Source organism: Achromobacter sp. SX5 (genome assembly GCF_056711425.1).
Genome location: NZ_CM160041.1, coordinates 5033640 through 5059846, shown reverse-complemented (window position 1 = coordinate 5059846; position 26207 = coordinate 5033640). Strand labels below are relative to the sequence as shown.

Here is a 26207-nt window from a genome sequence, read left to right as displayed (position 1 = left end):
AACAGGGGCAGCCGGCCCACGCAGAGGACGTCGCGTGGACGCCTTTTATACAAAGGGCCGCCCCTCGGGGGCCTTATTTTTTGATTTGGAACGTCCCATCATGTTGGAACAACAATTCGTCAACGCCTTGTCGCTGGGCTGCGTGTACGCGCTGTTCGCGCTGGGCTTCACGCTGGTCTTCGGCGTGCTCGGGGTGATCAACCTGGCGCATGGCGCCGTGTTCATGGTCGGCGCCTACGCCGCGCTGACCGTGGTCCAGCACTTCAGCCTGCCCCTGTGGGCCGCGCTGATGGTCGCCTTCTTCGTCGCCGGCTTCACCGGCGTCATCATCGACTACCTGGTGCTCAAGCCGCTGCGCAAGCGCAACGCGCCCCACCTGATCCCCATGATCGCCACCATCGGCGTGGGCATCATCCTGAACAACGGCGCCCAGGGCATCTTCGGCGCCAGCAACCTGCGCTTCCCGCACGGCACCGTGCCGGAAGAGGTGATCGAAATCGCCGGCCTGCACCTGACGGTGATCGAGCTGGGCATCATCTTCCTGTCGTTCGCGCTGATGGCGGTGCTGATGTTCGTCATGCGCCGCACCCAGTTCGGCCGCGCGCTGCGCGCCATCGCCGAATCGCCCAAGGCCGCCTGGCTGCTGGGCATCAACGTCGAACGCCTGTTCGTCACCACCTCGTTCGCCGCCGCCGCGCTGGGCGGGGTGGCCGGCGTGCTGATCGGCCTGTACTCGAACGCGCTGTTCCCGCTGATGGGCCAGCCGATGCTGCACAAGGGCATCGCGGTCATCATCCTGGGTGGCATGGGCGACATACGCGGCGCCATGCTGGGCGGTCTTTTCCTGGGCTTCGCCGAGGTGCTGTCGGTGGCTTACATCGGCTCCACCATGCGCGACGCGGTGGCTTTCGGCCTGCTGTTCCTGATCCTGCTGGTGCGCCCGCAAGGTCTGTTCGGCAAAGTGGTTCAACGCAAGGCTTGAGTATGAGCGGATTCGAAAACTTCTGGGCCATCTATGGCAACCTGGTGCTCACGCTGGGCACCAACGCATTGTTGGCCCTCTCCATCTGGCTGACCCTGGCCTGCGGCATGCTGGCCATGGCCAACGCCGCCTTCATGGGCATCGGGGCGTACACCGCCGCGCTGCTCACCATGAACTACGACGCGCCGTTCACCGTCGCGCTGGCCGGCGGCATGGCCGCGCCCGCGCTGGTGGCGGCCCTGATCGGCCTGCCCACCCTGCGCCTGTCCGGGGTCTATCTCGCGATGGCCACGCTGGGCTTCGGCGAAGTGGTGCGCGTGACGGTGCTGAACACCGAATCCATCACCGGCGGCGCCCTGGGCCTTAACGGCATTCCGCAGCTGACGCAGTGGTGGCACGTGCTGCTGGCGGTCGTCATCGTGCTGCTGGTGCTGTGGCGCGTGCGCGCCTCCAAGGTCGGCCGCGCCTTCGACGCCATCCGCGGCGACGAAACCGCCGCCGGCCTGATGGGCATCGACGTGCGCGCCAACAAGATGCTGGCCTTCGTGGCCGGCGCCGTGATCGCGGGTCTGGCCGGCGCGCTCAACGCCCACCTGACCTTCTTCATCGGCCCCAACGAATACGGCTTCGACCGTGGCGTGGAAATCCTGACCATGGCCATCCTGGGCGGCATCGGCGGCCTGACCGGCCCCGTGCTGGGCAGCTTCATCATCACGGTGCTGCCCGAACTGCTGCGCGGATTCGCGGATTTCCGCCTCGTCCTCAACGGAGTGATTCTGGTGGTGATAGTGCTGTTCCTGCCGCAAGGCATCTGGGATCCGGCGCGCTTCAAGCGCTGGATGCGTCAAGGAGGCAAGCGCCATGCTTGAGCTCTCCTCCGTCTCCAAGAACTTCGGCGGCCTGCACGTGCTGCATGACGTCAGCCTGTCGGTGCCCGAAGGCGCCATCTTCGGCCTGATCGGCCCCAACGGCGCCGGCAAGACCACGGTGTTCAACCTGATCACCGGCCTGCTGCCGCCCAGCGGCGGCGCCATCACCTTCCAGGGCGAGAGCGTGCTGCGCAAGAAGCCGCACAGCATCACGCGCATGGGCATCGCCCGCACCTTCCAGAACATCCGTCTCTTCAAGGAGATGACGCTGCTGGAGAACGTGGTGGTGGGCGCCTACCGCCACATGAACTACGGCTTTCCCGGCCTGCTGCTGGGCCTGCCGGGTTACCGCGAGGCCGAGCAGCGCGCCCGCGAGCGCGCCCACGAACTGTTGACCTGGATGCGCCTGGACCACAAGGCCAACGACCTGGCGGATAACCTGTCCTACGGCGAACAGCGCCGCCTGGAGCTGGCGCGCGCGCTGGCCACCGAGCCCAAGCTGCTGCTGCTGGACGAGCCCGTGGCCGGCATGAACACCGGCGAGCGCGCCGAACTCATGCGCGAGATCCTGGCGATCCGCGACCGCGGCTACACCATCCTCATGATCGAGCACGACATGCGCTTCGTCATGGGCCTGTGCGAACGCATCGCGGTGCTGAACTTCGGCAAGATCATCGCCTGCGGCGGTCCCGAGGAAATCCGCAACAATGAGCAGGTCATCGAGGCCTACCTGGGCCGCGAAGACGACGACGACACCGAACTGGCGGAGGGCGCGAAATGAGCGCAATGCTGGAAGTCCGCGGGCTCGAGGTCAATTACGGCCACATCGAAGCTGTCCGCGGCATAGACCTGGATCTGAACGCCAAGGAAATCACCGCGCTGGTCGGCGCCAACGGCGCCGGCAAATCGACCACGCTGCTGGCGCTGTCGGGCCTGCTGCCCAAGGCGCGCGGCCGCATCACGTTCGAAGGCGAGGACATCACCAACCTGGCGCCGCACCAGCTGGTGGCGCGCGGCATCGTGCAGGTGCCCGAAGGCCGCGCCATCCTCACCACCATGACGGTGCTGGAAAACCTGGAGCTGGGCGCCTACCGCCGCGGCCTGAAGAACGTCGGCGACGACCTGGAATACGTGTTCAACCTGTTCCCGCGCCTGAAGGAGCGGATCACGGGAATCGCCGGCAACCTGTCCGGCGGCGAACAGCAGATGCTGGCGATCGGCCGCGCCCTGATGGCCAAGCCGCGCCTGCTGCTGCTGGACGAACCGTCCATGGGCCTGGCGCCCATCGTGGTCCAGGAAATCTTCCGCTCGCTGCGCGCCATCAACGCCGACGGCCTGACCCTGTTCCTGGTGGAGCAGAACGTGCGCCAGGCGCTCAAGATCGCGCAGCAGGGCTACGTGCTGGAAAACGGCGCCATGGCGCTGACCGGCACCGGCCGCGAACTGCTGGGCCATCCCCGCGTGCTGGAAGCCTATCTCGGCGGCTGATACGGGGCAGGGGGGATGCGTCCCTCCTGTCGGATTCTTCCGTGTGCGCACGGGGTTGCCCATTTTTTGAGCAACTGTGCTAGAATCGTTGGCTTTCCCTCATTTTGGCCAGAAGCACGGGCGGGTAATAACGCTTAGGCAGACGCCGATATGGGCTGGAGTTGCCGGTTTTTTTTCCGGCAATTCGGCTTAGTTGGGGAAAAAACCTGGTTGGATGGTCCAGCCAGAGAAAATTTTTACTAGGAACCATCATGAAGACCTTTGTGGCCAAGCCGCATGAAGTCCAACGTGACTGGTTTGTGATCGACGCCAAGGGCAAAGTCCTCGGTCGTGTGGCCAGCGAAGTCGCACGTCGTCTGCGTGGCAAGCACAAACCTGAATTCACGCCGCACGTTGATACCGGTGACTACATCGTCATCATCAACGCTGCCGATATCGTCGTTACGGGTAGCAAGGCGAAGGACAAGAAGTACTTCCGCCACACCACGTACCCGGGCGGTATCCGTGAAACGAACTTCGAGAAGCTCCAAGAGCGTTTCCCCGGCCGCGCCATCCAGAAGGCTGTCAAGGGCATGCTGCCCAAGGGTCCTCTGGGCTACGCCATGATCAAGAAACTGAAGGTGTACGCCGGTGCCGAGCACCCGCACACCGCCCAGCAGCCCAAGACGCTGGATATCTAAGGAAACGCCATGATCGGTAACTGGAACTACGGAACCGGCCGTCGCAAAACCTCGGTGGCTCGCGTTTTCATCAAGAAGGGCACGGGCAAGATCGTCGTCAACGGCAAGCCCGTCGACGAGTTCTTCGCTCGCGAAACCGGCCGCATGATCGTGCGCCAGCCGCTGGAACTGACCGGCCACCTGGAATCGTTCGACATCAAGGTCAACGTGCACGGCGGCGGTGAAACCGGCCAGGCCGGCGCAGTCCGTCACGGCATCACGCGTGCCCTGATCGACTACGACGCCACCCTGAAGTCCGCGCTGTCGCAAGCCGGCTTCGTGACCCGCGATGCCCGCGAAGTCGAACGCAAGAAGGTCGGCTTCCGCAAGGCGCGCCGTCGCAAGCAGTTCAGCAAGCGCTAAGGCGCTCTGCACCAAAAGCCCGCTTCGGCGGGCTTTTTTCATATGGCCGCCGCGGGCCGGCGCGGAACTCCGCGCCTCGGCCGCGGTCCGAACCTGGTGTTGCGGCGCCATCCCGGCCGCTGTGCCGCAACGCCGCTGTCCCGAGCGATACAATCTATCCTCGTTCTTCGAAGAGCACTTACCATGGCCCAAGCATCGAACACCCGCATCAAGGTCGGCATCGTCGGCGGCACCGGCTATACCGGCGTCGAACTGCTGCGCTTGCTGTCGCAGCACCCCAACGTGGAACTGACCGCCATCACGTCCCGCAAGGAAGACGGGCTGCCTGTCGCCGACATGTATCCGAACCTGCGCGGCCGCGTGAACATCGCCTTCTCGGCGCCGGAAAAGGCCACGCTGACCGATTGCGACGTGGTGTTCTTCGCGACGCCGCACGGCGTGGCCATGGCCCAGGCCCAGGAACTGATCGCCGCCGGCACCCGGGTCATCGACCTGGCCGCGGACTTCCGCCTGCAGGACATCCCCACCTTCGAACGCTGGTACAAGATTCCCCATACCTGCCCCGACATCCTGGCCGAATCGCAGTACGGCCTGGTCGAACTGAACCGCGAAGCCATCGCCAAGGCGCGCGTCATCGGCAACCCGGGCTGCTATCCCACCACCGTGCTGCTCGGCCTGGCGCCGCTGCTCGAAGGCGGCAAGAAGCTGGTCGACGCGCAGACCCTGATCGCCGACTGCAAGTCGGGCGTGTCGGGCGCCGGCCGCAAGGCCGAAGTGGGTTCGCTGTTCTCGGAGGCTTCCGACAACTTCAAGGCCTATGGCGTGGCCGGCCATCGCCACCACCCCGAAATCGTCGCCCAGCTGGAAAAGATCGCCGGCGGCAAGGTCGGCCTGACCTTCGTGCCCCACCTGGTGCCGATGATCCGCGGCATGTTCTCCACGATCTACGCGCGCATCCTGCCCGAGGCCCGCGACACCGACTTCCAGGCGCTGTTCGAAGAACGCTACGCGAACGAGCCCTTCGTCGACGTGATGCCGGCCGGCAGCCTGCCCGAGACGCGCTCGGTGCGCGCGTCCAACAACCTGCGCATCGCGCTCAGCCGTCCCGGCAACGGCGACCAGCTCATCGTGCTGGTGGTGCAGGACAACCTGGTCAAGGGCGCCGCCGGCCAGGCGGTGCAGAACATGAACCTGATGTTCGGCGTGCCCGAATCCACCGGCCTGGACCAGGTCGCCATCCTGCCCTGACGTAAACAAGGTCCGCGGCCCGGCCGCGGGCCGCCGTCCTTCATGCCTCCAGACCCCAACGCAACGCCCCAGACCCGCCCGGCCGGCGGGCTGCTGCGCGTGTTCGCGGGCCTGCTGGCGGGCGTGCTGCTGGGCGGCTCCGCGGGCTATTTCTACGCCCGCCAGCTCTACCGGCCGCAGGACGCCGTCGTCATCAGCGCCCGCCAGGCCGAGGCCCAGGAAGAGTCCATGCGCCAGCAGGCCACGCAGCTGCGCTACGTCCAGGGACAGCTCGACGCCGCTGACGGCGAACTGGTCATCGAGCGCGCCGCGCGCCAGGAACTCGAAACCGAGCTGCGCGCCGTCCAGGCCGAAGTCGGCCGGGTGCGCGACCAGCTGGCGTTCTATGAGCAGCTGCTGCCGCCGGGCCCCGAAGGCGCCGTCGACATCCGCGGCGTGCAGATCGACCGCGGCGGCGGCGGCCTGCGCTACAAGGTCCTGCTCATGCGCAGCGGCCGCAATGGCGGTACGCCGTTCGCCGGGGCCTTGCGGTTCCAGGCCACCGGCACCCTCCAGGGCGAGACGGTCACCGTCGAGCTGGCGCCGCTGCAGGTCAAGGCCGAATCCGGCCCGGTGACCAATACCGGCGAAAGCACCGCCGCGGCCTCGCTGGCCCTGCAGTTCGACCAGTACCAGCGCAGCCAGGGCGTGCTGGCGCTGCCAGAGGGCTTTGTCCCCGAAAGCGTGACCGTCAGCGTGCTGGAAGGCGAAACCGTGCGCGCGTCGCGCAACGTCAAGCTGGAACTTTGAGTCTGCGCAAAGCGTGCGCTATAGTGACAACATACGGGCGGCGAGGCCGCTCACCGAAATATGGCCGAACCGGCCAGGAGTGAACCATGAATGCAGTGACCGAAACCGTCGACCTGCAGGCCGCCCCGCCTGCTCCCTTGCTCTTTACCGACTCGGCCGCGGCCAAAGTGAAGGATCTGTTGGCCGAAGAGGGCAATCCCGAGCTCAAGCTGCGCGTATTCGTGCAGGGCGGCGGCTGTTCGGGCTTCCAGTACGGCTTCACCTTCGATGAAGTCGTCAACGAAGACGACACCGTGCTGGACAAGGCCGGCGTGCAGCTGCTGGTCGATCCGATGAGCTTCCAGTACCTGGTCGGCGCCGAAATCGACTACAAGGAAGACCTGGAAGGCGCGCAGTTCGTCATCCGCAATCCCAACGCCAGCACCACCTGCGGCTGCGGTTCCTCGTTCTCGGTGTAAACCGCCGGTTCCGAGTCGCCAAGAAAAGCCCTTCGGCATGCCGAAGGGCTTTTTTGCGTGTGAGGGGTTGATGCCAGCCCACAGCCCCCCTTTTCATCCCGCCTAAGCCGGATAAAGCCCCCCCAGAATACGCTCCCCCCGCGCTCCCGTGACCGCGGGCATGCCCGCCGGCCGCCGCTCCAGGAACGCCTGCGCCAGCCACGCAAACGCCAGCGCCTCGACTTCCTGCGCCGGCACGCCCAGCGCGTCGGTGGCCTGCACCGGCCGCTGCAGGCAGTACGCCAGCTCGCGCATCAGCCCCGGATTGCGCGCGCCGCCGCCGCAGACGTACACCTCCTGGGTGCCGGGTGCGGCGGCGTCGATGGCATTGGCCACGCTGCGCGCCGTCAGCCGCTCCAGCGTGGCCTGCACGTCCTGCGGGGCCGGGCTGGGGCCGTCGTAGGCCGCCAGCCGGCTGTCCAGCCATTGCATGTTGAACAGGTCGCGGCCGGTGGATTTGGGCGGCGGCAGGGCGAACCAGGGCTCGCCGGCGATCAGCTGTTCCAGCAGCGGCGCCAGCACCCGGCCGGTGGCGGCCCAGCGGCCGTCGGCGTCGAATGGCGCGCCCAGGTGGCGCTGGCACCAGCCGTCGAGCAGCACGTTGGCCGGGCCGGTGTCGAAGCCGCGCGGGGGCTGGCCGGGCGCGAGCAGCGTCACGTTGGCGATGCCGCCCAGGTTGAGCACGGCGCGGCCGTGGGCGGCGCCGAAGACGGCTGCGTGAAAGGGCGGCACCAGCGGCGCGCCCTGGCCGCCGGCGGCCACGTCGCGGCTGCGGAAGTCGGCCACCACGTCGATGCCGGTCAGTTCGGCCAGCAGGGCGGGCGCGTTGAGCTGCACGGTATAGCCGCGATCGGGGCGGTGCCGCACCGTCTGGCCGTGGGCGCCGATGGCCGCCACGTCCTGCGCCGCCACCGCGGCGTCCTGCAGCAGCGCGGCCACGGCCTGGGCATACAGGCGGGCCAGCGCATTGGCGGCCAGCGCGCCACGCGCCAGTTCGTCCTCGCCGGGCTGGTTCAGCGCCAGCAGTTCCTGGCGCAGGCCGGCCGGCATGGGCAGGCTGGCGCTGGCCAGCACCTGGGGCGGCTGCCCGCCGCCCAGGCGCGCCAGCACGCCGTCGACGCCGTCGACGCTGGTGCCCGACATCAAGCCGATGTAGAGCCTGGAATCCTTGGAGACTCGGGAAGTCACGGGATGGCCTCTCGCAATAAAAAAAGCGGCCGCGCAGTGATCGTGCGGGGCCGCCTTCGGGGTGACGTCTTGCCTAGCGGCTGGCCACGTTGGTCAGCGCGTCGGGCAGGGTCTGCTGGAACTGGGTCAGCAGCTGGATCTGCTGCTTGTACGGCGCCACGGCCTGGTTGAACGCGCGCACTTCGGCGGGTTCCAGGCTGCGCGCCACGGGCAGGTCCACGGCCAGCGGGTCGACCGGCTGGTTGGCCACGCGGAACTCGTAGTGCAGGTGCGGGCCCGTGGCCCAGCCGGTGGAGCCGACGTAGCCCAGCAGCTGGCCTTGCGAGATCTTCGCGCCCTTGGTGATGCCCTGGGCGATACGGCTCTGGTGCGCGTACAGCGTCGAGTACTTGCCGTGGTGCTTGACGATGACCACGTTGCCGTAGCCGTTCTGCCAGCCGGCGAATTCGACCGTGCCGTCGGCGGTGGAGTGGATCGGGGTGCCGGACGGCGCCGCGTAGTCCACGCCCTTGTGTCCCGTCCAGGTCTTGTGGATGGGGTGCATGCGCATGCCGAAGGTGGAGCTGATGCGGCTGAACTTCAGCGCGGTGCGCAGGAAGGCGCCGCGCAGGCTGGTGCCGTCGAAGTCGTAGTACGAGCCGCTCTTGTCGTCGGGGCTGAACCAGACGGCGCTGTAGGTCTTGCCGCCGTTGATGAATTCCAGCGCCAGCACGCGGCCGGCGCCGGCGTAGCGCCCGTCGTGCGAGCGCACTTCGTAGACCACGCGGAACTGGTCGCCCTGGCGCAGGTCGCGCAGGAAGTCGATCTTGGCGCTGAGGATGTCGGCCATCTGCATGGTGACCGAATCCGGGATGCCGGCCTCGTCGGTGGCGCCGAACAGCGAGGAGCGGATCGTGCCCACGGCCACGCGGGTCTGGCGCTCGGTGTTTTCGGTGACTTCCTCGGCCTTGTAGCTGTCGCCCGACGGCGCCACGTGCAGCAGGCGCGTGACGATCTGGCCGTCGGCCTCGTTGCCGGGGGTGTGGATGTAGCGCAGCCAGAGCAGCTTGCCGTCTTCGTCGGTCGCGGCCTGCACGGAGCGGCCGGGGTACAGCTTGTAGATGCTGCGGGCGCTGGCGTCGTGGGTCAGGAAGGCCTGCAGGTTGGGCGCGTCCAGGTCCAGGCGCTGCAGCACGGCCGACAGCGTGTCGCCCGGGCGGATGCGGGTCTCGCTGATGTAGGGCGCGGCGCTGGGGGCGCTGACTTCGACCTGCTCGGCGCTTAGCGGCAGGACGCTGCGGATGATGCGCGACGGGGGGAGTTCGGTGCGGTCGGGTTGCTGCACCATGCCGAGGGCGGCGGCGCCGGCAAACAGGCCGAGTGCGGTGACGAGAAGAGTGCGACGGAAAAGTCCCGAGCGGTGCGGCTTGGGTTCTACGGGCGCAAACAGGGCAGCAACTTTGCGCTTGATGCTACTCGCCAGTTCGTGGAGGCCACGAGTCATCGTGAAGTTACCCTCTCAGGTGGCAGGAGCTCGCAGGGTGCGTATGCGGACATACCCTCGCGCGCCACGGTTTCCGGGGCAAGGGCAGGCGCGAGGCGCATCTTGTGAACAACGGGTGAGTGAAACGGAAAAAACCGGGGTAAAGCGGCCGCAACTGCGTATAGCTGGCAATTGCGTATGATTAGGGCGGTATCCTAGCCGATTCGGCTAGAATTTTCGATAGTTTTCGTCACTTTTTACACCTTTTTGTCGGCCAAAGCCGCGTCAGTCCCCCTGCCATGTCATCCTCAGAAGCCCCCATCACTCCCGAAGTCGAAGCCGATCTGCGTATAGCCCAGCGTGGCTGCGACGAACTCCTGGTCGAATCCGAGTTCGTCCGCAAGCTGGCCCGCAGCCGCGCCACCGGCGTGCCGCTGCGCATCAAGCTGGGGCTGGACCCCACCGCGCCCGACATCCACCTGGGCCACACGGTGGTGCTGAACAAGATGCGCCAGCTGCAGGACATGGGGCACAACGTCATCTTCCTGATCGGCGATTTCACCTCGACCATCGGCGACCCCAGCGGCCGCAACAACACCCGCCCGCCGCTGACCCGCGAGCAGATCGAGGCCAACGCCCAGACCTATTACGCCCAGGCCAGCCTGGTGCTGGACCCGGCGCGCACCGAGATCCGTTACAACTCCGAGTGGTGCGATCCGCTGGGCGCGCGCGGCATGATCCAGCTGGCCTCGCGCTACACCGTGGCGCGCATGATGGAGCGCGAGGACTTCACCAAGCGCTTCAAGAACGGCGTGCCGATCTCGGTGCACGAATTCCTGTATCCGCTGATGCAGGGCTATGACTCGGTGGCGCTGAAGTCCGATCTGGAGCTGGGGGGCACCGATCAGAAGTTCAACCTGCTGGTCGGCCGCGAGCTGCAAAAGGAATATGGCCAGGAGCCCCAGTGCATCCTGACGATGCCGCTGCTGGTGGGCACCGACGGCGTCGAGAAGATGTCCAAGTCCAAGGGCAACTACATCGGCATTTCGGAGTCGCCCGACTCCATGTTCGGCAAGCTCATGTCGATTTCCGACACGCTGATGTGGCGCTACTTCGAGCTGCTGTCGTTCCTGTCGCTGGACGCCATCGCCGCGCTCAAGCAGGAAATCGACGGCGGGCGCAACCCGCGCGACGCCAAGGTCATGCTGGCCCAGGAAATCATCACGCGCTTCCACTCGGCCAAGGCCGCCGAAGCGGCGCTGGCCACGTTCGAGGCCCGCTTCCGCGACGGCGCCATCCCCGACGACATCCCCGAAGTGAACATCGGCGGCGCGCCGGTGGGCATACTCAAGCTGCTGCGCGAAGCCGGCCTGGTGGCGTCCGGCTCGGAGGCGCAGCGCAACGTGGAGCAGGGCGGCGTGCGCGTCAACGGCGACCGCGTGGAAGACAAATCGTTGCAATTGCCCGCGGGGTCTTACGTGGTCCAGGTGGGCAAGCGCAAGTTCGCGCGTGTTAATTTGAAGCCGTGACAATCAGGATTTGATACCCTGTGAGCGTACGGGCAGGGGCTGTGGGGCCTTTGCGGCAAATCTAGGAGCACGACATGGAACTCTCGAGTTTGTCCTTTTCCGATCACGAGTCGATTCCGGAGCGCTACGCGTTCGGCAAGATCGATGCGCAATCGCACGTCGCGCTGGCAGACAACTACAACCCGCAGTTTTCCTGGGACGACGTCCCGGCGGGTACGCAGTCGTTCGCCCTGATCTGCCACGATCCCGACGTCCCCTCCAGTCCCGACGACGTCAACCAGGAAGGCCGCGAAGTGCCGGCCGACCTGCCGCGCGTGGACTTCTTCCACTGGGTGCTGGTGGACCTGGCCGCCGACATGCGCGAAATCGACGAAGGGGCCTTCTCCAACGGCATCACGCCGCGCGGCAAGGGCGGCCCGCTGGCGCCCATGGACACGCGCCAGGGCATCAACTCGTATTCCTCGTGGTTCGCCAATGACCACGACATGAGCGGGGATTATTTCGGCTATGACGGCCCGTGCCCGCCCTGGAACGACGCGCTGGTGCACCGCTATGTGTTCACCCTGTACGCGCTGGACGTGCCGACCCTGAACCTGCAGGGTTCGTTCACCGGCGAGGACGCGCTGCGCGCCATGCAGAACCACGTGCTGGCCAAAGCCTCGCTGACCGGCACCTACACGCTCAACCCCAGGCTTGCGCCCAAGCAGATCGGCGCCACCTCGGCCTCCTGAGGCCGCGCCGCCGGCAAGGGGCCGCTTTATGCGGCCCTTTTTTTCTTGCCGGCTTGCATGAAAGTTCCTCAAGCCGGCTTGAGGCGTTTTGCCGTACGCGCCGCGATGCCGTGGTTTTCGCGCCCGTCGAGGCATTTTTGCCCGGGTTGCGCGCATTTTGGCGGCAATTTGCCCGGCCCGACGCGGTAAACTATCCGCCATTGTCCGGGTTTACCCCGTCCGACGCCGTTTTCCTCTCTTTCTTACCGTCTCAGGAACCCCCCGTCATGTTTGACCGCAACCTCACCCTGTCCAAGGCTGACCCGGACGTTTGGGCCGCCATCCAGAAGGAAGACGTGCGCCAGGAGCAGCACATCGAGCTGATCGCTTCGGAAAACTACGCCAGCCCGGCCGTCATGGAAGCCCAGGGCACGCAGTTCACGAACAAGTACGCCGAAGGCTACCCGGGCAAGCGCTACTACGGCGGTTGCGAGTACGTGGACGTGGTCGAACAGCTGGCCATCGACCGCCTGAAGCAGATCTTCGGCGCCGAAGCCGCCAACGTGCAGCCCAACTCGGGCTCGCAGGCCAACCAGGGCGTGTACATGGCCGTCCTCAAGCCGGGCGACACCGTGCTGGGCATGAGCCTGGCCGAAGGCGGCCACCTGACCCACGGCGCTTCCGTCAACGCCTCGGGCAAGCTGTACAACTTCATCTCGTACGGCCTGGACGAAAACGAAGTCCTGAACTACGCCCAGGTCGAGCAGCTGGCCAAGGAGCACAAGCCCAAGCTGATCGTCGCCGGCGCCTCGGCCTACGCCCTGCACATCGATTTCGAGCGCATGGCCCGCATCGCCCACGACAACGGTGCGCTGTTCATGGTCGACATCGCCCACTACGCCGGCCTGGTCGCCGGCGGCGTCTACCCCAACCCGGTGCCGCACGCCGACTTCGTCACCTCGACCACGCACAAGTCGCTGCGCGGCCCGCGCGGCGGCGTCATCATGATGAAGGCCGAGTACGAAAAGATCATCAACTCGGCGATCTTCCCCGGCATCCAGGGCGGCCCGCTGATGCACGTCATCGCCGGCAAGGCCGTGGCCTTCAAGGAAGCGCTGGAACCCGAGTTCAAGACCTACGCCGAGCAGGTCGTCAAGAACGCCAAGGTCCTGGCCGACACGCTGGTCAAGCGCGGCCTGCGCATCGTTTCCGGCCGCACCGAAAGCCACGTGATGCTGGTGGACCTGCGCTCCAAGGGCATCACCGGCAAGGAAGCCGAAGCCGTGCTGGGCCAGGCCCACATCACGGTCAACAAGAACGCCATCCCGAACGACCCGGAAAAGCCCTTCGTGACCAGCGGCATCCGCCTGGGCACGCCGGCCATGACCACCCGCGGCTTCAAGGAAGCGGAAGCCGAGCTGACCGCCAACCTGATCGCCGACGTGCTGGACAACCCGCGCGACGAGGCCAACATCGCCGCCGTGCGCGCCCGCGTCAATGAACTGACCGCGCGCCTGCCGGTCTACGGCAAGAAGTAAGCCCGCCTGCGGGCCGCGCGCCCGCACTGGCCTGGCTAAGGGACGGTCCCGCAAGGCGCCGTCCCTTCGCTTTTTTGCGGGCCCCGGCCTTGCGGCCTGGCCTGTATGGATGGCTGCGGGTCGCCGTTACAATATGCTTAACTATTGCCTCCAGCGCCTTTAGGGATCACACATGCGGTGTCCATTTTGCGGCAATGCCGAAACGCAGGTCGTCGACAGCCGGGTCTCCGAAGAGGGCGACGCCATCCGGCGTCGCCGCCGCTGCCTGTCCTGCGACAAGCGGTTCACCACGTATGAACGGGTGGAGCTCGCCATGCCTTCGGTCGTCAAGCGCAACGGCAGCCGCAGCGATTACGATCCCGGCAAGCTGCGCGCCAGCCTGAGCCTGGCGCTGCGCAAGCGGCCGGTCAGCACCGAAGACGTGGACGCCGCGGTCGCCCGCATCGAAGAGCAGCTGCTGGCCAGCGGGCTGCGCGAGGTGCCCACCGAGCAGATCGGCGAACTGGTCATGAACGAGCTGCGCAAGCTCGACAAGGTGGCCTACGTGCGCTTCGCCTCGGTCTACAAGAGCTTCGAGGACATCGGCGAATTCGTCGAGGCCATCCGCGAGATGCAGGGCCCGCTGCTGCCGGGCAAGCTGCGCAAGGACTAAGCCCCGTCCCGTCAGTGTTCGGCCGCCGCGCGCGCCAGGCTGGGCGTGAGCGGCTGGAACTTGCGCCAGACCCGCCGCATGTGCTGGGCCGAGCCGAAACCCGATTTTTCGGCCACGCGCTCCAGGTCCAGCCGGGTGTCGCGCAGCAGGTCGCGCGCCAGCGCCACGCGTATCTGGTAGAGATAGTCCATCGGCGTGCAGCCCGCGTGCTCGCGGAACAGGCGGGTCAGATGGCGCGCGCTGGTATGCGCGTGGTCGGCCAGCGATTGCGCCGACCACGGCGCCGCCGGATCGCGGATCACGGCGTCCTGCACCCGGTGCACGCCCGGATGCAGGTGGCTGCGGTGGTCCAGCCAGGGCGACAGCGCCGAATCGGTGCCGGCGCGCCGCTGGTAGACCACCATGTCGCGCGCCACCTCGCTGGCCACCCGCGGCCCGCAATGGCGCGACACCATGTGCAGCGCCAGGTCGATGCCGGCGGTAATGCCGGCGCTGCTGACCAGTTTGCCGTCCTCGACGAAGATGCGGTTGTCGTGCAGCCGCGCGCTCGGGTCTATGGCCGCCAGCTGCTGCAGGCAGCTGTGGTGCGTGGTGCATTCGCGCTGCCGCGTCAGTCCGGCGCGGGCCGCGAACAGCGCGCCCGCGCACACGGTCATCAGCGTGAAGCCGTCGGCCGGGTGGCGCTGCGCGAGCCACTCGATGATGGCGCGGGCCTGCGGTTCGTCCAGGCGCGTGGGCTGGCCCACCACGCCCGATACGATGACCAGCGCGTGCGCCGGCAAGGCTGCCGGCAGCGGCTTGACCTGGGCCAGGTGCAGGCCGGGCAGGCCGCTCTCGACCTCGCGCGACGGGCCGCAGAAATGCAGTTCGAACGCGCCGGGGCAGAGTTTGTTGGCCACGCGGAACGCTTCGGCCGGGCCGGCCACGTCCAGCAGGACGACGCCTTGCGACAGCACGAAATACACCGGCACCATGCGCGGCTCCTAGCCCGCCAGCGCGTCGGCGGCCCGCGCGATGCGGGCGAAGCGCCCCTGCAGCACCAGTTCGGTGCGGTCGCGGATCTCGGCCGGCGTGTAGTTCTTGCCGGACGGACTCTGCATGGCGAAGGTCAGCGTGGCGTCGGTCGGGAATACGACCTTGAAACCGGCGTCGCTGGCGTGGCGGGCCGTGGTTTCGCAGCACTGCTCGGTGCGGATGCCGCAGACGATGACGCCCTCGATGCCGTGCTCGCGCAGCCAGTCGTGCAGGCTGGCGCCGTCGGCGTCGACCGCGTAGAGCGAGGAATGCACGGTCTTGTGGAACACGGCGGAGGGGGCGAGGTGCAGCTCCTTCAGCGTGCGCACGTGGCCGGAAGCCAGCGAGAACGGGTTGGCCGGGTCGTTGGCGGCGCTGGTGTGGAACACCTGCAGCACCGGCATGTCCCGGGCGACGGCGGCGTCGATCAGGGACTGGATCTGCCCGAGGAACGCCGGATATTCCGTTTCGTCCCAAAACGGACGCAGCCGGAAAGATTCTTGTACGTCGATGACGATCAGCGCTTGTTTCATGGACCGGCTCCAGGCAGTGGAATAAAAAGGGGTGTAGCGACAGTTTTACTGCAATCCCGGCCCCGCCGGCGCGCCGCGAAAGACGCCTATCGGCCCAAAACGGACATTCACTGCTGGCCCCGTCGCAGGCGGCCGGCGCGGCATACAATCCTGGGCATGATGACCCCGAGCGACCCCGACGACGTTTTCTGGATGCGACGCGCGCTGGACCTGGCGCGCACCGTCATGTACTCCACCGCGCCCAACCCCCGGGTCGGCTGCGTGATCGTGCGCGACGGGCGCGTGCTGGGCGAAGGCGCGACCCAGCCCCCCGGCGGTCCCCATGCCGAAGTCTGCGCCCTGCGCGACGCGCAGGCGCGCGGCGAGTCGGTGGCCGGCGCCACGCTGTACGTGACGCTGGAACCCTGCAGCCATTACGGCCGCACGCCGCCCTGCGTGGATGCGGTGCTGGCGGCGCGTCCGGCGCGCGTGGTGGCGGCGCTGGGCGATCCGAATCCGCTGGTCAACGGGCAGGGCCTGGCGCGGCTGCGCGAGGCCGGCATTGCGGTCACCACCGGCGTGTGCCGGGAAGAAGCGCTGGCGGTCAACGCGGGCTTTATTTCCCGCATGAGCCGCGGGCTGCCCTGGGTGTGGATGAAAATGGCGGCCTCGCTGGACGGCCGCAGCGCCCTGCATAACGGCGTATCGCAATGGATCACCGGCGCGGACGCCCGCGCCGACGGCCATCGCTGGCGCGCGCGCAGCTGCGTGGTGCTGACCGGCATGGGCACCGTGCTGAAGGACGACCCGCAGCTGAATGTGCGCGGCGTGGATACGCCGCGCCAGCCGCGCAAGGCGGTGGTCGACGGCCGCTTCGAGATCCCCGAGCACGCCAGGCTTTTCGACGGCGCCGAAGTCATCGTCTTCACCGCCCGCGAGGACGCGGCCAAGGCCGCGCGGCTGCATGCCATGAACGCGCGCGTCGTGCCGCTGCCCGGCGCGACGCCGGACCGGGTGGACCTGCCGGCGATGATGCGCTGGCTGGCGGCCGAGCAGATCAACGAAGTGCACGTGGAGGCCGGCGCCGGCCTGAGCGGCGCGCTGGTCGCGGCAGACTGCGTCGACGAACTGCTGCTGTACATGGCGCCGGTGCTGCTGGGCGATGCCGCCGGCATGGTGCGGCTGCCGATGCTGGAGCACCTGGAAGCCGCCCGTCGCTACGAATTCATCGACGCCGAACGGGTGGGCGCGGACCTGCGCGTGCGTGCCCGGGTCGCCGAAACGTGGCGCCAGCTCATGCAGCGCGTGGAATTGCCCGCGCTGTCCTGAGGCGCATAAACCGCACTGGCGCAAGGGCTGCTAGCACTCGGCATGTGCGGCTGCCAGCCGCGCAACGCCGCGCGCGCGATGCGATGACGCCAAATTCGCGAGCTTTTATCCGCATGTTTCGTGCCGCCGATGCGCGCCGCCGCGCATGCCAAGATACGGACTATTTTGGGCATTGCGCAAAATGAATTGCCACAAAACCTTCAATTGGCTATAGCATAGGCACATGACTAGGCGATACGTCCTGAAGGCTTAAACCGCTCAGTGCCACATGCCCTCGTCACCACGGATTCCCGTGCCGCGTTATCGGCGCTTTTTCACGACCGGAGCGGCACGCTGCTGAACGAAGACGCCACGCGCCGTTCAGACCGTCCGCTGCCATCGCATAGCGGGCGCATCGGGTTTGGCCCGAATCATAAGAATCCTCGGGATATCGCTCTTCCCTTCAAATCATTGCCGAGCATTTCATTGCAGGCGCGCTTATCGTGCGCGCATACGGCGATATGCTGACAGCGAATGAGCGAACATTCTTCACGTAAGTTGCAATCCCTGACGGAACTTGTGTCCGAAGGGTGCAGCCTAAACGGAAAGGGCCTGATCGTGCTCATGGTTGATGTGTGGCGAAAGCAACATACCTTCCGGCCAACAATGCATATCGCGAGATTGTCTAGTAATGCGCGAGCGCTGAGGCACAATGGGGACACGTAGGGACGTATTGGATTTTTCGCGTGTTGTAGGAGGTTTCCGTGCAAAACATCGTCGAAGGCTTCAAGTCGCAGTATGCAAAAGAGCAGGAATCAGAACTCTCCCTCGAGGAGTACCTGAATCTCGCGAAACGCGATCCCATGGCGTACGCCAGTCCCGCTGAGCGCATGCTGGCCGCGATCGGCGAACCCGAGATCGTGGATACGCGTAACGACCCACGTCTTTCCCGTTTGTTTTCCAACCGGACCATCCGGCGCTATCCGGCGTTCCAGGAGTTCTACGGCATGGAGGACGTGATCGGGCAGATCGTTGCGTTCTTCAAGCACGCGGCCCAGGGACTGGAGGAGCGCAAGCAAATCCTGTATCTGCTGGGGCCCGTGGGCGGCGGTAAGTCGTCCATCGCGGAGCGGCTCAAGGCCTTGATGGAGACCTATCCCATCTATGCCTTGAAGGGCTCGCCGGTCAACGAATCGCCGCTGGGCCTGTTCCATCCGGAACGGTTCGGCGACATGCTGGAAAAGGAATACGGCATTCCGCGCCGCTACCTGACCGGCATCATGTCGCCGTGGGCCGTCAAGCGCCTGAAGGAATACGACGGCGACATCTCGCAGTTCCGCGTGGTGCGCCTGAATCCGTCGGTGCTGCGCCAGACCGCCATCGCCAAGACCGAACCGGGCGACGAGAACAACCAGGACATCTCCTCGCTGGTCGGCAAGGTCGACATCCGCAAGCTCGACCGCCATTCGCAGGACGACCCGGACGCCTACAGCTATTCCGGCGGCCTGTGCCTGGCCAACCAGGGCCTGCTCGAGTTCGTGGAGATGTTCAAGGCCCCGATCAAGATGCTGCACCCCTTGCTCACGGCCACCCAGGAAGGCAACTTCAAGGGCACCGAAGGCTTCTCCGCGATCCCGTTCAACGGCATGATCCTGGCCCACTCGAACGAATCGGAATGGCAGACCTTCCGCAACAACAAGCACAACGAGGCGTTCCTCGACCGTATCTACATCGTCAAGGTGCCGTACTGCCTGCAGGTGTCGGAAGAGGTCCGCATCTACGAGAAGCTGCTGCAGCACAGTTCGCTGTACTCGGCGCCGTGCGCCCCGGGAACGCTGGACATGATGGCGCAGTTCTCGGTGCTGACGCGCCTGAAGGAACCCGAGAACTCCAGCATCTACTCGAAGCTGCGCGTCTATGACGGCGAAAGCCTGAAGGACGTGGACCCGAAGGCCAAGGCCTTGCAGGAATACAAGGACTACGCGGGCACCGACGAAGGCATGGCCGGCGTCTCCACGCGTTTCGCCTACAAGATCCTGTCCAGCGTCTTCAACTACGACCAGACCGAAGTGGCCGCCAACCCGGTGCACCTGATGTACGTGCTGGAGCAGCGCATCGGCCGCGAGGACTATCCCGACGAAATCCGCCGGCGCTACCTTGAATTCATCAAGGGTTACCTGGCGCCGCGCTATGCGGAATTCATCGGCAAGGAGATCCAGACCGCCTACCTGGAGTCGTACTCCGAGTACGGCCAGAACATCTTCGACCGCTACGTGACCTTCGCCGACTGCTGGATCCAGGACGAGGAATTCCGCGACCCGGAAACCGGCGAAAGCTTCGACCGCAGCGCGCTCAACGACGAACTGGAAAAGATCGAAAAACCGGCGGGCATCGCCAACCCCAAGGACTTCCGCAACGAGATCGTCAACTTCGTGCTGCGGGCGCGCGCCAACAACAACGGCCGCAACCCCACCTGGACCAGCTATGAAAAGCTGCGCGAAGTGATCGAGAAGAAGATGTTCTCGAACACCGAAGACCTGCTGCCGGTGATTTCGTTCAACGCCAAGGCCTCGGCCGAGGACAAGTCGAAACACCAGAGCTTCGTCGATCGCATGGTGGAAAAGGGCTACACGGAAAAGCAGGTCAGGCTGCTGTGCGAGTGGTATCTCCGTGTGAGGAAGTCCTCCTGAGCGAGGTGAATCATGAATTCACTGATCGATCGCCGTCTCAACGGGCGCAATAAAAGCGCCGTCAACCGGGAGCGTTTTCTCCGGCGCTACAAGGACCAGATCCGCAAGGCGGTGCACGGGATGATCCGCGACCGCTCGATCCAGGACATGGACCAGGGCGGTGAAATCAACCTGCCCGCCCGCGACATCTCCGAGCCGACCTTCCGGCACGGCACGGGCGGCGACCGCGAGATCGTGCACCCCGGCAACCGCGAGTTCGCCAAGGGCGACACCTTCGACCGGCCGCAGGGCGGGCAGGGCGAGGGCGGCTCCGAGCCGGGCGAAGGCGAATCGGTGGACCAGTTCACCTTCAGCCTGTCGCGGGCCGAGTTCCTCAACCTGTTCTTCGAGGACCTGGAGCTGCCGCACATGGCGCGCACGCAGCTGGGCGAGGTCAGCCAGAAGAAGTGGCAGCGCGCGGGCTACACCACCACCGGCTCGCCCAGCATGCTGAGCATCAGCCGCACGCTCAAGTCCTCGCTGGCGCGGCGCGTCGCGCTCGGCGTGAAGGCCCGCGCCGACCTCGAGGACGCCGAAGAACGCCTGGCCAAGGCGCGCGAGGCGGGCGCCTCCGCCGCCGAAATCCAGGTGCTGGAACAGGAAGTCGAGGACTGTCGCGAGCGCCTGGCGCGCGTGCCGTTCCTCGACGACCTGGACCTGCGCTACCGCAACCGGGTGTCGGTCGCCATCCCCATGGCGCGCGCCGTCATGTTCTGCCTGATGGACGTGTCGGGCTCCATGGACGAAGGCAAGAAAGACCTGGCCAAGCGCTTCTTCTCGCTGCTCTACCTGTTCCTGTCGCGCAAGTACGAGCACGTGGACCTGGTTTTCATCCGCCACACCGACAACGCCGAGGAAGTGGACGAGCAGACCTTCTTCTACGACCCCAAGAGCGGCGGCACCATCGTGCTGTCCGCGCTGGAGCTGATGCGCGACATCCTCGAAAAGCGCTATCCGCCGGGGTCCTGGAACGTCTATGCGGCGCAGGCCAGCGACGGCGACTCGTTCGGCGCCGACGCGGGCAAGAGCGCGCGCTTTTTGGCCGAGCACCTGCTGCCGGCCACCCGTTACTTCGCCTACATCGAAGTGCCCGACTCGCAGGAGGCGCGCAAGAGCAGCCTGTGGGCCGAATATGAACAGAAACTGGAGCCGCATTTCGTGATGCGGCGCATCTGCGAACGCAGCGAAATCTTTCCTGTGTTCCATGATCTGTTCAAGAAGGAGACCGCATGAACACCCACGTCGGAGCACTCGTGGAGCCGGAGACCGCCGGCGGCGCCCGGCCGATCTCCCAAGGTTCCGAATGGACGTTCGAACTGATCCAGTCCTATGACGAGGCGATCTCCAAGGTCGCCGCCGAATACGGCCTGGACACCTATCCGAACCAGATCGAGGTGATCACCTCGGAGCAGATGCTGGACGCCTATGCCTCGGCCGGGCTGCCCATCGGCTATCCGCACTGGTCATACGGCAAGGAGTTCATCCGCAACGAGCAGTTCTACCGTCGCGGCATGCAGGGCCTGGCCTACGAGATCGTCATCAACTCCAACCCCTGCATCTCGTACCTCATGGAAGAGAACTCCATGACGATGCAGGCGCTGGTGATCGCGCACGCCTGCTACGGGCACAACTCCTTCTTCAAGGGCAATTACCTGTTCCGCCAGTGGACCGACGCCGACGGCGTGCTGGATTACCTCGTCTTCGCCCGCAAGTACGTGATGTCCTGCGAGGACCGCTACGGCATCGACGCCGTGGAGGCGGTGCTGGACTCGTGCCACGCGCTCTCGCACCACGGCGTGGACCGCTACAAGCGTCCCACCCCGATCTCCTACAAGGAAGAGGCCGCGCGCCAGGCCGAGCGCGCCGAGCACGCCCGTCTGCAGTACAACGACCTCTGGCGCACCCTGCCGCGGCTCGAGGACGAAAAGGACACCCGCGTCGAGGCCTCTGTGTTCCCGCCCGAGCCCGAGGAGAACCTGCTGTACTTCATCGAGAAGTACTCGCCCAAGCTCGCGCCCTGGCAGAAGGAACTGGTGCGCATCGTGCGCAAGATCGCCCAGTACTTCTACCCGCAGACCCAGACCAAGGTCATGAACGAGGGCTGGGCCACGTTCTGGCACTACACCATCCTCAACCGGCTGCATGAAAAAGGCCTGGTCAACGACGGCTTCATGATGGAGTTCCTGCAAAGCCACACCAACGTCGTCAGCCAGCGCGGCTTCGACGAACGCGGCTACGGCGGCATCAACCCGTACGCGCTGGGCTTCGCCATGATGTCGGACATCCGCCGCATCTGCGAAGCGCCCACGCCCGAGGACCGCCAGTGGTTCCCGGACATTGCCGGCGGCGATTGGCTGAAGACGCTGGACTTCGCCATGCGCAACTTCAAGGACGAGTCCTTCATCTCCCAGTACCTGTCCCCGCGCCTGATCCGCGAGTTCCGCTTCTTCGCCATCTCCGACCACCAGGCCAACCCCAAGCTCGAAGTCGCCGCCATCCACGACGACGAAGGGTACCGCGACATCCGCCGCCTGCTCGCCGCGCAGCACAACCGCGACAACCAGGTGCCGGACATCCAGGTGGTGCGCTTCAACCGCGACTCCGACCGCTCCCTGGTCCTGCGCCACCTCAAGACCCGCGGGCGCCCGCTGGCCGGCGAGGACGCCGAACAGGTCATGAAGCACCTGGCGCGCCTGTGGGGCTTCCGCGTGCGCCTGGAAGAGACCGAGACCGACGGCACCGTCAGCTCCTACCGCGAACAGGACCCGCCCGCCGCCACGTAGAGGCCGAAGCGCAACGAGGGGGACGCTACGGCGTCCCCTATTTTTGCAGCCCTTGCCGCGCCCGCGCCCAATCTGCTAGAATCGCGGATTCGCATTTTTCGCAGCGGCGAATGCCGCCCGCGCAAGACGCAGATAGGACAGGTGGCCGAGTGGTTGAAGGCGCACGCCTGGAAAGCGTGTATACGTGAATAGCGTATCGGGGGTTCGAATCCCCCTCTGTCCGCCAGGAATTCATAAAAGCCCCTGATCTCATCGAGATCAGGGGCTTTTTGTTTGCATCCGCCGATCGATGGGTTACGCGCGACAGGCAGCGGTTATCCTGCGACGGGGGTGCCGCGCTGCACCCATCCTACGGCATCGGTTCGTAGGATGGGTGCAGCGCTAGCATCCTTAAGCAAGAACCCGAATACTCAACGCGCGAAACCCATCAGGCGGGGCCTCAGCCGCCATCCGGGACTTAGGCGCCGACCGGCTTGCCGTCGGTGCGGCGCACGACGATCGTGGCCGAGCGGGCGTCGCCGCCGCCGGCGCGCAGCGTGTTCCAGCTGGCGTTGGGGTGCTGGATGTTGATGAAGAACGTCGTCAGGTCGGGCGTGTAGGCGATGCCGGTGATTTCGCAGCCCAGCGGGCCGACCAGGAAGCGCTTGGATTCGCCGGTCTGCTGGTCGATGTAGTACATCGAGTTGTTGCCGAAGAAATCGGTGGTCGACGTGCCGGTGCCGGCGTCGGTCTGCACCCACAGGCGGCCCTTGGGATCGACGCGGATGCCGTCCGGGCTGGAGAAGGTGTCGCCGTTGACGTTGCCGGTCAGGTTGGGCGCCGCGCCGTCGGCGGGGTCGCGGCCGGCCAGCAGCAGCAGGTCCCATTCGAAGGTCGTCGCCAGCGGCGAATCGCCGCGCTCGTGCCAGCGGATGATCTGGCCGTGCGAGTTGTTCACGCGCGGGTTGGCGGCGCTGGTGCGCTGGCGGCGGCTGTTGTTGGTCAGCGTGCAGTACACGGTCTTGTCCACGCCGACCGTGATCCACTCGGGGCGGTCCATCAGCGTGGCGCCGGCCACGCGGGCGGCGGCCTGGGTCTTGACCAGCACGTCGGCCTGCGTATTGAAGTCGACCAGCGTGCCGGTGATGACGGTGCCGCTGGCGACCTGGGTGAAGTTGCCCGGATCGGTGGCGCCGGTCGTGAGGTTGTTCTTGCCCACGGTCAGCTCGACCCAGTTGCCGCTGCCGTCGTCGTTGAAGCGCGCGGCGTACAGCGTGCCTTCGTCGAGCAGATTCATGTTGTTGGCGCGGTTGGCCGGGTCGTAGGGCTTGCTGGGCACGAACTTGTAGATGCAGCCGGGCGTGGTGTCGTCGCCCATGTAGAACGCGACGCGGTTGTTCTCGTCCAGCATGTAGGCCGTGTTCTCGTGGCTGAAGCGGCCCATGGCGGTGCGCTTGACGGCGGTCGAGCCGGGATTCTGCGGATCGATTTCCACCACCCAGCCATAGCCTTCGTCGGCCGGCTGGCCGGCGTCGCCGGACTTGTAGTGGTAGTTGTTCAGCGTTTCTTCACAGGTCAGGTACGTGCCCCACGGCGTGTTGCCGCTGGAGCAGTTGTTCAGGGTGCCGACGACGGTGGCGCCGACCACCGATTTGGCCGGGCCGCTGACGTTGTAGACCGTGTTGCCGGTGTAGCGCTTGTTGTAGCGCGAGTCGGTCTTGACCGACCACTTGCCGTCGGCGGCGCGGGCGATTTCGACGACGGATACGCCGACGTTCGACAGCCGGGTCTTCAGGCCTTCGACGCTCTGGTCCAGGGTGGCGTCGTCGAGGGCTTCGTGGTTCACCACCAGCAGGCCGCCCTGGTTGGGGTCCACGCCTTCGAGCGGGTAGAAGTGCATGCCATCGTGCTGGCCGCCGGACTGGGTTTCGGTGGCGGGGTAGGACTGCGGAATGCCGGTGTAGCCGACCGAACCGATCACGCACTTGTCGCCGGCCGAGTACAGCACCTCGGCCACGTAGCCTTCGGGCACCGTGACGGTGTCGGCGACGATCTTGTCTTCCAGGGGCTTGAACGTGACGGAGTAGTCGGGGCCTGCCGGCTCCGGTTCCGGCGTCGGGGTGGGCGTGGTGCCTTCGCCGGTGTCGCCGCCGCCGTCGCCGCCGTTGGAGGGCGCGTCGTCGTCATCGTCATCGCCGCCACAGGCCGTCAGCAGCGAGGAGGCGCCGAATACCGACAGCATCGACAGGCCGAAGCTGTTCTTCAACAATGTGCGGCGTTCCGGGTTCGCGGCGACGATGTCTTCCAGCATCTGGCCCGGAACCGTGACTTCTCCCTGGGCTTCACGATGGGGGGCGCGCAGTTTGTCGGTCAAGTAGGACATTCCAACCTCAATAGAGTAGCGAACAATTCGCTAAGTTATTTGTCAGGATTGCGGCAGCGAGGTTAGAAGCTGCGCATGACACCGGGGTGACGGATGGATGAATTCCAGATGCCGCGTTCACATTCTGGCGGGAGGCTCGGCCCGCGAGTAGCGGGCCGGTGGGATTACATCGTTTGGAGAGACTGGCCGACGATGGGAGCGACGTCCAGCACGTACATCTGGCGTTCGCCTTCATGCACGGAGTCGATGCAGACCTGGGTGCCGTCGCGGCTCCAGCGGGGATGCAGGTCGCAGCGGTTTTCCTTGGACAGCGCGGGATCGGCGTAGAAGCTGCCCAGGGCGTGGCGCTGGCCGCTGTGCATGTCGTAGAGGAACAGCACGCGCTCGTGGGTGCGCGAGTCGGGATAGGTGTCGCTGAGCAGCCAGCGCGGGTTCACCGGCGAGAAGGTCATGTGGCCGTTCTCGGTCAGCACGCCGTCGCCCACGACCTCGACGCGGCCGTCGGGCGCGTCCTCGTAGAGATGGTAGTGGATGCTGCCGGCGTGCGGGCCCCAGACGATGATGCTGCGGTCGTCGCGCCACAGCGGATGCGAGATCTGGTATTCGGACTTTTCGTAGTCGAAGGTGCCGACCGCGGTGGGGTCGAAGTCGTCGGCCAGTTGCGGTAGCGGATGGTCGGAGCATTCCAGCAGGCGCATGTCGCTGCCGTCGGCGTTCATGGTGATCAGCCGGTGCAGAAAGCAGGTCTCGTCCTCGACGCGTTCGGTCCAGCGGTGCAGGAACAGGATGCGGGTGGAGGACGGGTTGACCTCGATGTGGCTGACCCAGTGGATGGCGCGCGCCATCGAATCGCGCGGATGGAAGTTGCGCAGGTCGGCGTAGCTGACCAGCAGCCGGTGCTCGCCGCTGTCCAGGTCGAGGCGGCGGATGCCGTCGTCGGCCGGCGCGTTGGCGACCGGGCCGGGCGCGTGTTCGCTGTAGCCGATGGTCTGGTGCGTGATGTAGAGCCGGCGGTAGTCCACGCAAAGCGCGTAGCGGCTGTCGGGCGCGGCCACGTAGATGGGCAGCGGCAGGATGCGCGTCTGGCCGGTGGCCAGGTTGTGGATGGCCGAGCGGAAGCCGGGATACACGCCGCTGTCGTCGCCGCTGCGGCAGTTGTAGATCAGCTGCGGTTCGGCCAGGCCGTCTAGCCATTGCAGCTGGCAGCCCATCTGCCAGTTCCATGCCGTGGTGGTCCCCACGGCATGGTAGCGGTCGCCGTCGCGCAGGTCGAAGTAGCCCACTTCGGCGCTCAGTTCGGGCGTCAGCCGGGCGTCCTTGAAGGCGGTGCGATTGGCCAGCAGATAGCGGCCGTCTCGGTGCCAGACGGTTTTGTTGTAGTAGCCGAAGAAATGGTGGTGCGGCGTGGCGCCCAGGCGGCGGCAGGCGGTGGACGTGGCAAGCATGCGGTTCATGAGAATCAAAG

The 26207-nt window shown here is 66.0% G+C and carries 23 protein-coding genes and 1 tRNA gene; 18 read left to right on the top strand and 6 right to left on the bottom strand.

Annotated elements, in window-relative coordinates:
- The first annotated feature begins 100 nt into the window (after positions 1 to 100).
- From AC1M14_RS23665 to erpA, 9 genes are all read left to right on the top strand, one after another.
- Entirely contained in the window at positions 101 to 982 is an 882-nt protein-coding gene (locus tag AC1M14_RS23665) for a branched-chain amino acid ABC transporter permease (RefSeq protein WP_102775794.1), read from the top strand.
- A gap of 2 nt (positions 983 to 984) precedes the next feature.
- The gene (locus AC1M14_RS23660) at positions 985 to 1851 is read left to right on the top strand and encodes a branched-chain amino acid ABC transporter permease (RefSeq protein ID WP_102775795.1); all 867 of its coding nucleotides are present in this window, start codon (positions 985 to 987) and stop codon (positions 1849 to 1851) included.
- Entirely contained in the window at positions 1844 to 2632 is a 789-nt protein-coding gene (locus tag AC1M14_RS23655) for an ABC transporter ATP-binding protein (RefSeq protein ID WP_102775796.1), read from the top strand. The genes AC1M14_RS23660 and AC1M14_RS23655 overlap by 8 nt, the downstream gene beginning before the upstream one ends.
- A complete protein-coding gene (locus AC1M14_RS23650; RefSeq protein ID WP_102775797.1) occupies positions 2629 to 3339 on the top strand; it encodes an ABC transporter ATP-binding protein in 711 nt (236 codons plus the stop codon). Before AC1M14_RS23655 ends, AC1M14_RS23650 begins: the two co-directional genes overlap by 4 nt.
- A 251-nt stretch (positions 3340 to 3590) precedes the next feature.
- The gene (gene rplM, locus AC1M14_RS23645) at positions 3591 to 4019 is read left to right on the top strand and encodes a 50S ribosomal protein L13 (RefSeq protein WP_043544818.1); all 429 of its coding nucleotides are present in this window, start codon (positions 3591 to 3593) and stop codon (positions 4017 to 4019) included.
- Between the two features lie 9 nt (positions 4020 to 4028).
- Positions 4029 to 4421, top strand: coding sequence for a 30S ribosomal protein S9 (rpsI, locus tag AC1M14_RS23640; RefSeq protein ID WP_042796334.1), 393 nt, complete (start codon positions 4029 to 4031; stop codon positions 4419 to 4421).
- Positions 4422 to 4604: 183 nt separating this feature from the next.
- The gene (gene argC, locus AC1M14_RS23635) at positions 4605 to 5669 is read left to right on the top strand and encodes an N-acetyl-gamma-glutamyl-phosphate reductase (protein ID WP_102775798.1); all 1065 of its coding nucleotides are present in this window, start codon (positions 4605 to 4607) and stop codon (positions 5667 to 5669) included.
- A 42-nt stretch (positions 5670 to 5711) separates the two neighbouring features.
- Positions 5712 to 6458 (top strand): DUF6776 family protein, encoded by a 747-nt coding sequence (locus tag AC1M14_RS23630; RefSeq protein WP_102775799.1) that lies wholly within the window; start codon positions 5712 to 5714, stop codon positions 6456 to 6458.
- An 86-nt stretch (positions 6459 to 6544) separates the two neighbouring features.
- Positions 6545 to 6916 (top strand): iron-sulfur cluster insertion protein ErpA, encoded by a 372-nt coding sequence (gene erpA, locus AC1M14_RS23625; RefSeq protein WP_102775800.1) that lies wholly within the window; start codon positions 6545 to 6547, stop codon positions 6914 to 6916.
- A 102-nt stretch (positions 6917 to 7018) separates the two neighbouring features.
- On the opposite strand, the gene AC1M14_RS23620 is transcribed toward erpA, so the two are convergent.
- The gene (locus AC1M14_RS23620; protein ID WP_111826727.1) at positions 7019 to 8098 is read right to left on the bottom strand and encodes an anhydro-N-acetylmuramic acid kinase; all 1080 of its coding nucleotides are present in this window, start codon (positions 8096 to 8098) and stop codon (positions 7019 to 7021) included.
- Positions 8099 to 8216: 118 nt separating this feature from the next.
- On the bottom strand, positions 8217 to 9626 hold the full coding sequence (locus AC1M14_RS23615; RefSeq protein ID WP_102775802.1) for a M23 family metallopeptidase: 1410 nt from the start codon (positions 9624 to 9626) through the stop codon (positions 8217 to 8219).
- A 278-nt stretch (positions 9627 to 9904) separates the two neighbouring features.
- Between AC1M14_RS23615 and tyrS the strand changes: the two genes are divergently transcribed.
- The 4 genes from tyrS to nrdR all read left to right on the top strand — a co-directional run bounded on the left by tyrS (position 9905) and on the right by nrdR (position 14034).
- A complete protein-coding gene (tyrS, locus tag AC1M14_RS23610) occupies positions 9905 to 11134 on the top strand; it encodes a tyrosine--tRNA ligase (RefSeq protein WP_111826726.1) in 1230 nt (409 codons plus the stop codon).
- Between the two features lie 74 nt (positions 11135 to 11208).
- On the top strand, positions 11209 to 11865 hold the full coding sequence (locus AC1M14_RS23605) for a YbhB/YbcL family Raf kinase inhibitor-like protein (RefSeq protein WP_102775804.1): 657 nt from the start codon (positions 11209 to 11211) through the stop codon (positions 11863 to 11865).
- Between the two features lie 266 nt (positions 11866 to 12131).
- Positions 12132 to 13382: a serine hydroxymethyltransferase gene (gene glyA, locus AC1M14_RS23600; protein ID WP_102775805.1), complete on the top strand. Its 1251-nt coding sequence runs from the start codon at positions 12132 to 12134 to the stop codon at positions 13380 to 13382.
- Positions 13383 to 13554: 172 nt separating this feature from the next.
- Positions 13555 to 14034 carry a transcriptional regulator NrdR gene (gene nrdR, locus AC1M14_RS23595; protein WP_102775806.1) on the top strand — a complete coding sequence of 160 codons (480 nt, stop codon included), beginning with the start codon at positions 13555 to 13557 and terminating at the stop codon, positions 14032 to 14034.
- An 11-nt stretch (positions 14035 to 14045) separates the two neighbouring features.
- Here nrdR and AC1M14_RS23590 read toward each other — a convergent pair whose 3' ends face one another.
- Both AC1M14_RS23590 and AC1M14_RS23585 read right to left on the bottom strand, forming a co-directional pair.
- Positions 14046 to 15008 carry a GlxA family transcriptional regulator gene (locus tag AC1M14_RS23590; protein ID WP_102775807.1) on the bottom strand — a complete coding sequence of 321 codons (963 nt, stop codon included), beginning with the start codon at positions 15006 to 15008 and terminating at the stop codon, positions 14046 to 14048.
- A 9-nt stretch (positions 15009 to 15017) separates the two neighbouring features.
- Positions 15018 to 15581, bottom strand: coding sequence for a cysteine hydrolase family protein (locus AC1M14_RS23585; RefSeq protein ID WP_102775808.1), 564 nt, complete (start codon positions 15579 to 15581; stop codon positions 15018 to 15020).
- Positions 15582 to 15773: 192 nt separating this feature from the next.
- On the opposite strand from AC1M14_RS23585, the gene ribD reads away from it, so the two are divergent.
- From ribD to AC1M14_RS23560, 5 genes are all read left to right on the top strand, one after another.
- A complete protein-coding gene (gene ribD / locus AC1M14_RS23580) occupies positions 15774 to 16889 on the top strand; it encodes a bifunctional diaminohydroxyphosphoribosylaminopyrimidine deaminase/5-amino-6-(5-phosphoribosylamino)uracil reductase RibD (RefSeq protein ID WP_209165647.1) in 1116 nt (371 codons plus the stop codon).
- A 752-nt stretch (positions 16890 to 17641) separates the two neighbouring features.
- On the top strand, positions 17642 to 19558 hold the full coding sequence (locus AC1M14_RS23575; protein ID WP_479731833.1) for a PrkA family serine protein kinase: 1917 nt from the start codon (positions 17642 to 17644) through the stop codon (positions 19556 to 19558).
- A 12-nt stretch (positions 19559 to 19570) separates the two neighbouring features.
- On the top strand, positions 19571 to 20830 hold the full coding sequence (locus AC1M14_RS23570; RefSeq protein WP_102775810.1) for a YeaH/YhbH family protein: 1260 nt from the start codon (positions 19571 to 19573) through the stop codon (positions 20828 to 20830).
- On the top strand, positions 20827 to 22380 hold the full coding sequence (locus AC1M14_RS23565; protein WP_102775811.1) for a SpoVR family protein: 1554 nt from the start codon (positions 20827 to 20829) through the stop codon (positions 22378 to 22380). Before AC1M14_RS23570 ends, AC1M14_RS23565 begins: the two co-directional genes overlap by 4 nt.
- Positions 22381 to 22515: 135 nt before the next feature.
- A tRNA-Ser gene (locus AC1M14_RS23560) sits at positions 22516 to 22606 on the top strand.
- 231 nt (positions 22607 to 22837) lie between these two features.
- Here the strand turns inward: AC1M14_RS23560 and AC1M14_RS23555 are convergent.
- Complete coding sequence (locus AC1M14_RS23555) at positions 22838 to 24742, bottom strand: PhoX family protein (RefSeq protein ID WP_111826724.1); 1905 nt, start codon at positions 24740 to 24742, stop codon at positions 22838 to 22840.
- Between the two features lie 164 nt (positions 24743 to 24906).
- Positions 24907 to 26196 (bottom strand): TolB-like translocation protein, encoded by a 1290-nt coding sequence (locus AC1M14_RS23550; protein ID WP_479730546.1) that lies wholly within the window; start codon positions 26194 to 26196, stop codon positions 24907 to 24909.
- Positions 26197 to 26207: the final 11 nt, after the last annotated feature.

Excerpts from the sequence above, each read along its gene's own strand:
- AC1M14_RS23665 (WP_102775794.1), top strand. The coding sequence starts at position 101 with ATGTTGGAACAACAATTCGTCAACGCCTTGTCGCTGGGCTGCGTGTAC.
- AC1M14_RS23660 (WP_102775795.1), top strand. The coding sequence starts at position 985 with ATGAGCGGATTCGAAAACTTCTGGGCCATCTATGGCAACCTGGTGCTC.
- AC1M14_RS23655 (WP_102775796.1), top strand. The coding sequence starts at position 1,844 with ATGCTTGAGCTCTCCTCCGTCTCCAAGAACTTCGGCGGCCTGCACGTG.
- AC1M14_RS23650 (WP_102775797.1), top strand. The coding sequence starts at position 2,629 with ATGAGCGCAATGCTGGAAGTCCGCGGGCTCGAGGTCAATTACGGCCAC.
- rplM (WP_043544818.1), top strand. The coding sequence starts at position 3,591 with ATGAAGACCTTTGTGGCCAAGCCGCATGAAGTCCAACGTGACTGGTTT.
- rpsI (WP_042796334.1), top strand. The coding sequence starts at position 4,029 with ATGATCGGTAACTGGAACTACGGAACCGGCCGTCGCAAAACCTCGGTG.
- argC (WP_102775798.1), top strand. The coding sequence starts at position 4,605 with ATGGCCCAAGCATCGAACACCCGCATCAAGGTCGGCATCGTCGGCGGC.
- AC1M14_RS23630 (WP_102775799.1), top strand. The coding sequence starts at position 5,712 with ATGCCTCCAGACCCCAACGCAACGCCCCAGACCCGCCCGGCCGGCGGG.
- erpA (WP_102775800.1), top strand. The coding sequence starts at position 6,545 with ATGAATGCAGTGACCGAAACCGTCGACCTGCAGGCCGCCCCGCCTGCT.
- AC1M14_RS23620 (WP_111826727.1), bottom strand. The coding sequence starts at position 8,098 with ATGTCGGGCACCAGCGTCGACGGCGTCGACGGCGTGCTGGCGCGCCTG.
- AC1M14_RS23615 (WP_102775802.1), bottom strand. The coding sequence starts at position 9,626 with ATGACTCGTGGCCTCCACGAACTGGCGAGTAGCATCAAGCGCAAAGTT.
- tyrS (WP_111826726.1), top strand. The coding sequence starts at position 9,905 with ATGTCATCCTCAGAAGCCCCCATCACTCCCGAAGTCGAAGCCGATCTG.
- AC1M14_RS23605 (WP_102775804.1), top strand. The coding sequence starts at position 11,209 with ATGGAACTCTCGAGTTTGTCCTTTTCCGATCACGAGTCGATTCCGGAG.
- glyA (WP_102775805.1), top strand. The coding sequence starts at position 12,132 with ATGTTTGACCGCAACCTCACCCTGTCCAAGGCTGACCCGGACGTTTGG.
- nrdR (WP_102775806.1), top strand. The coding sequence starts at position 13,555 with ATGCGGTGTCCATTTTGCGGCAATGCCGAAACGCAGGTCGTCGACAGC.
- AC1M14_RS23590 (WP_102775807.1), bottom strand. The coding sequence starts at position 15,008 with ATGGTGCCGGTGTATTTCGTGCTGTCGCAAGGCGTCGTCCTGCTGGAC.
- AC1M14_RS23585 (WP_102775808.1), bottom strand. The coding sequence starts at position 15,581 with ATGAAACAAGCGCTGATCGTCATCGACGTACAAGAATCTTTCCGGCTG.
- ribD (WP_209165647.1), top strand. The coding sequence starts at position 15,774 with ATGCGACGCGCGCTGGACCTGGCGCGCACCGTCATGTACTCCACCGCG.
- AC1M14_RS23570 (WP_102775810.1), top strand. The coding sequence starts at position 19,571 with ATGAATTCACTGATCGATCGCCGTCTCAACGGGCGCAATAAAAGCGCC.
- AC1M14_RS23565 (WP_102775811.1), top strand. The coding sequence starts at position 20,827 with ATGAACACCCACGTCGGAGCACTCGTGGAGCCGGAGACCGCCGGCGGC.
- AC1M14_RS23555 (WP_111826724.1), bottom strand. The coding sequence starts at position 24,742 with ATGTCCTACTTGACCGACAAACTGCGCGCCCCCCATCGTGAAGCCCAG.
- AC1M14_RS23550 (WP_479730546.1), bottom strand. The coding sequence starts at position 26,196 with ATGAACCGCATGCTTGCCACGTCCACCGCCTGCCGCCGCCTGGGCGCC.